4 protein-coding genes and 1 pseudogene are annotated in these 4,156 nt (G+C 46.2%); 4 read left to right on the top strand and 1 reads right to left on the bottom strand.

Annotation, left to right across the window (positions count from 1 at the left end):
* The 4 genes and pseudogenes from QUA38_RS27780 to QUA38_RS27765 form a co-directional block, all read left to right on the top strand.
* Positions 1-156, top strand: a pseudogene (locus tag QUA38_RS27780) (photosystem II q(b) protein); the annotation flags it as partial.
* A gap of 287 nt (positions 157-443) precedes the next feature.
* Positions 444-941 (top strand): GNAT family N-acetyltransferase, encoded by a 498-nt coding sequence (locus QUA38_RS27775; protein ID WP_333167582.1) that lies wholly within the window; start codon positions 444-446, stop codon positions 939-941.
* 20 nt (positions 942-961) lie between these two features.
* Positions 962-2,170 (top strand): precorrin-6y C5,15-methyltransferase (decarboxylating) subunit CbiE, encoded by a 1,209-nt coding sequence (gene cbiE / locus QUA38_RS27770; RefSeq protein WP_333167580.1) that lies wholly within the window; start codon positions 962-964, stop codon positions 2,168-2,170.
* Positions 2,171-2,723: 553 nt separating this feature from the next.
* Positions 2,724-3,269, top strand: a complete 546-nt coding sequence (locus tag QUA38_RS27765) for a hypothetical protein (RefSeq protein WP_333167578.1) — start codon at positions 2,724-2,726, stop codon at positions 3,267-3,269.
* 155 nt (positions 3,270-3,424) lie between these two features.
* Here QUA38_RS27765 and QUA38_RS27760 read toward each other — a convergent pair.
* Positions 3,425-4,156 (bottom strand): glutamate ligase domain-containing protein (locus QUA38_RS27760; RefSeq protein WP_333167576.1); only part of this gene is annotated, 732 nt, incomplete at its 5' end.

The raw sequence follows: 4,156 nt of genomic DNA, 5'->3' as shown, positions 1-4,156 counted from the left end.
CAAGGTCGTGTCATCAATACTTGGGCTGATGTGATCAACCGCGCTAACTTGGGTATGGAAGTCATGCACGAGCGCAACGCTCACAACTTCCCGCTTGACTTGGCTGCTGGTGAAACAACTCCCGTAGCTTTGGTTGCTCCTTCTATCAATGGCTAATTTTTAGCTTTAGATAAACAAAAAGCGCTCCTAGAAATAGGGGCGCTTTTTGTTTGGGGAAAAATATTTTTCAGACAGTCATGGACGCATGGACCCGTCGGCGAAGACACCGCAACTACAAAAATAAACAGTTCGCGATTCCACTCCTATCAAAGAAACCAACTTTTTTACCGAATCTACGGGCTGCAACCCCTCTTTTCATAAAAAACCCGGTTTCTGACCACCCGTGCGTCCTGGACTAATATTGATAGGTGCGATCGCCCTTTAATCCAACATAAATAATCCCCGTGATATTTGAAACAGAGAGATTAGTTTTGAAACCGATTGTGGAGAGCGACCTCAACACGCTTCATAGAATTTTTATCGATGCCTATGTGAGGAGATATCTGTGCGACGGCGAAATCTGGTCGCTACAAAAGGTTGAAGAAATGCTTGCCGAAAACAAAAAGCTGTTTGCCCAAAAGCAATTCGGTATGTGGTTTATCGAAACTAAGAGCGATAGAGAAACTATTGGATTTGTTGGTTTGTGGTATTTTTTTGAAGAAGAACAGCCCCAGTTAGTTTACGCATTGCTGCCAACAGCAACTAAAAAAGGCTACGCTACTGAAGCTGCAACCAAAATAATAGAGTATTGTTTTGATGAACTTGGCTTTAACTATCTTGTCGCAAGTTGGGACCGCCCAAACATTGAGTCGCAAAAAGTCGCAGAAAGACTCGGAATGAAACAAGTAGAAGAAAGAATTATGAATGGAAATCCGATATTATTCTTTAGAATCAATAAGTAGTAATTAGCAGTAAGGGCGCAATGCACAAATGGCTTTCGGTGGTGGGGATTGGCGAAGATGGACTTTCGGGACTCGGCCCAATCGCCTCTACCCTCCTCTCTCGATCTCAAATCGTTGTTGGTGGCGCCCGTCACCTAGCAATGCTACCAACCGACGACACCCGCGAAAAATTGGTTTGGACATCGCCTTTGCAAGCAACTGTTGACGACATCCTCCGTCGCCGGGGACAGTCTGTGTGCGTGCTAGCAAGCGGCGATCCGATGTGTCACGGAATTGGGGTAACACTGTCCCGCCATATTCCCATTTCGGAAATGACTGTGATTCCGGCTGTATCGGCTTTTAGCCTTGCTTGCGCCCGTTTGGGTTGGCCGCTGGCGCAAGTTGAGACTTTCAGTTTGACAAATCGCCCGATCGCATCGATCGCCCTTGCTTTGTCCCCCGGCGCGCGCCTGCTGGTGTTGAGTGCTGACAGGCACACCCCTGGTCTTATGGCGGCAATGTTAACACAGCGGGGGTTTGGCAGCAGTTTGATGACCGTGTTCGAGCGGATGGGATCGGAATCGGAACGGCGGATCCAGGGGGTAGCAGCAGCCTGGAATGAATCGGATTTGGCGGATTTGAACACGATCGCGATCGCAGTTGCAGCCGATCGCGAAACTGTGATTGTCCCCCGTACCTCGGGTTTGCCGGATGCTGCTTATCGCCACGACGGACAACTTACCAAGCGAGAGGTTAGAGCCGTTACTCTGTCAACGTTAGCTCCGATTCCCGGAGAGTTGCTTTGGGATGTGGGGGCGGGCTGCGGCTCGATCGCGATCGAATGGATGCGGAGTCATCCTCTGTGCAGGGCGATCGCGATCGAACGCGATCCGACTCGATTGCAATACATCGCTGAAAATGCCTCGACTTTCGGCGTTCCCGAACTCCAAATTATCGCGGGAGAAGCGCCGGAAGCCCTGACAAATTTGCCTCAACCGAATGCTATTTTCATCGGTGGCGGTGTCACCGCAGAATCTGTGCTGGAAACTTGCTGGAATGCTTTAGGTGAAGGCGGCCGATTAGTTGTTAATGCGGTGACAGTTGAGAGCGAGTTTAAAGTTTTGCAATGGCACGATCGTTATGGCGGGGAACTAATTAGAATTGGGATTCAGCGAGTAGGGGCGATCGGTTCTTTTCAGGGTTGGAAACCGCTTGCACCTGTGACTCAGTGGACCGTAGTTAAAAGGTAAAGTAAATTATAGTCAAGCTTAATTGAGAATACTTAGGACAGTTGTAGATTTGATCGAGTGTCCGGAACCCCGACTAGCTATATGGTGGACTATTTTTCTTTCGTTTGAGTAAGAGTGTTAAGTTTCAAAAAATGCGTTAAAAATGGCAGGGCTTCCTCGCGATCGGCTTACAGGGCCGTTAAAAAACTGTCCGAACTATTGAATTGACAAACTTAAGGATTTCACTACCGCCGCAGAAGTGGTCTTCTTACACCAGACAAACATCCCAACTTGTTATTGCGCCGGACTGTTTGAATATCTCTGGTCTACCGTGGTAAAATATTCGCATTTGCTTAACTTCAGGTTAGATTGATAGTGCCAGTACACTTGTACTATGTGCTACAACCCGGTAGATGCTACATATCTAACTATCGTTGCAGCCGACAAGCGAATGATTTATTCAGTGAGCTGAAAAGCTGACGATTGCGGATCAACTAAGTTTTGTACCGCTATTTGGGGTGGGGACAGTAGTTTAGAGATTGCCTGTCAGTATTATTCATTTGGTTAATGTCAGATGTTACATCAACTCATTAATATCGTTGGTTCTGAAGTTATTAAGCTCATTACGGGTAAATTACTTACAGAAAAGCAAATTAAAAATATTAGTAACCATGTAGTAGGCCAGTATTTTGCTGACCTCTTTCCCACAGCGGAAAATGAGGCTGAAGCGGAAGAACGTATAACTTTAGCTAGGATGCACATCACGGAAGCTAGCAAAATAATTTCAAGCTTGCAGGGTGATCTTGAAAGGCAAGCTAACCAACTTGATTTTTTAGGAAAGGAGATCGATCAGAAAAAACTAATAGCAGAAAGATATGCTGTTCTTGCTCAAACAAATCAACAGGTATTCTCTGCATTTAAAATGGAGATGGAAGAAACTCTTAGAAAAGAGTTGAATACACAAAATGAAAAGGGTAAAACCATAAGGCGAACCGTATCATTCGCGTCTTGGTCAATCTCCTTGGTGATTGGTGCTTTTTTAGGTGCATGGTTTCAAACTCAGCTAGATCCAAAAGTTCAATCTCCACAAAGTCAGCCTCCATCACAAATTTCGAGATAAACTGAATTTTGCTAATTGCTACAGAATTATACAGCAGTGCGAGCGGGATGTTCGCGTTCCAAGACTACGTTGGTAGACTCAATCAATTTCACAACAAAAAGGTTGGGTGTCCTAAAAGTTCAACCCAACCTATTAATTAAATGAGACTTAAGAGTTTAGCCTTGATTCACCACAGTCGGTTTTAAACTTTCCTGTGACTTTGATCGATCTAAACCATTTTGAACTTCCACAGATTCCTTAATCGGTTTCCGGGCTTCAATTAAACTCAAAGCTTTGTTGACACTTTCAGGTAAAATCACTACCAAACTGCCGGCTGGCGCCTCATCTAAAGCCTTGTTAACGGCCGTTGTTTCGTCGAGAATCAACTCGTATTCAACTTGAGATTTCTTTGCGGTTCCGGCAGAAATCGCCTCGGCAATTCCCTGGCAAATTAACTTTGCCACAACACCGGGTTCTCGCCCGCGCCTGTCAATATCTTCTTTGACAATAATACGATCGAACATCTCGGCCGAAAGTTTGCCCAGCGTGACAAAATCTTCATCTCGCCGGTCTCCGGGCGCGCCGACTACCCCGATCCGCAGTCCCGGCCAATTCAGCACGAAACTGCCCAAAGCTTTGTAGCTGTGGGGGTTGTGGGCGTAGTCGAGTAAAGCGTGATAGCTGCCCAAATTAAACAAATTCATCCTTCCGGGAGTTTGACCGACGGATGCTTGGAAGCTTGACAAAGCAGCGCGAATATCTTCTATTTTCAATCCTTGGGCAAAAGCCGCCAAACAAGCTGCTAAAGCATTAGCAATCATAAACGGTGCTCGCCCGCCCATCGTCAGCGGCACGTTCACAGCCTGCTCAATTCTCAGCGTCCAATCGCCTTTCAATATCGACAAATA

Origin of the sequence: Microcoleus sp. Pol12B4, assembly GCF_036701385.1 — a bacterium.
In the GTDB taxonomy this organism is placed as follows: Bacteria; Cyanobacteriota; Cyanobacteriia; order Cyanobacteriales; family Microcoleaceae; genus Microcoleus.
Note: the sequence above shows the minus strand (reverse complement) of the source record. Positions and strands in the feature narration are given on the sequence as shown.

Excerpts from the sequence above, each read along its gene's own strand:
- cbiE (WP_333167580.1), top strand. The coding sequence starts at position 962 with ATGCACAAATGGCTTTCGGTGGTGGGGATTGGCGAAGATGGACTTTCG.
- QUA38_RS27765 (WP_333167578.1), top strand. The coding sequence starts at position 2,724 with ATGTTACATCAACTCATTAATATCGTTGGTTCTGAAGTTATTAAGCTC.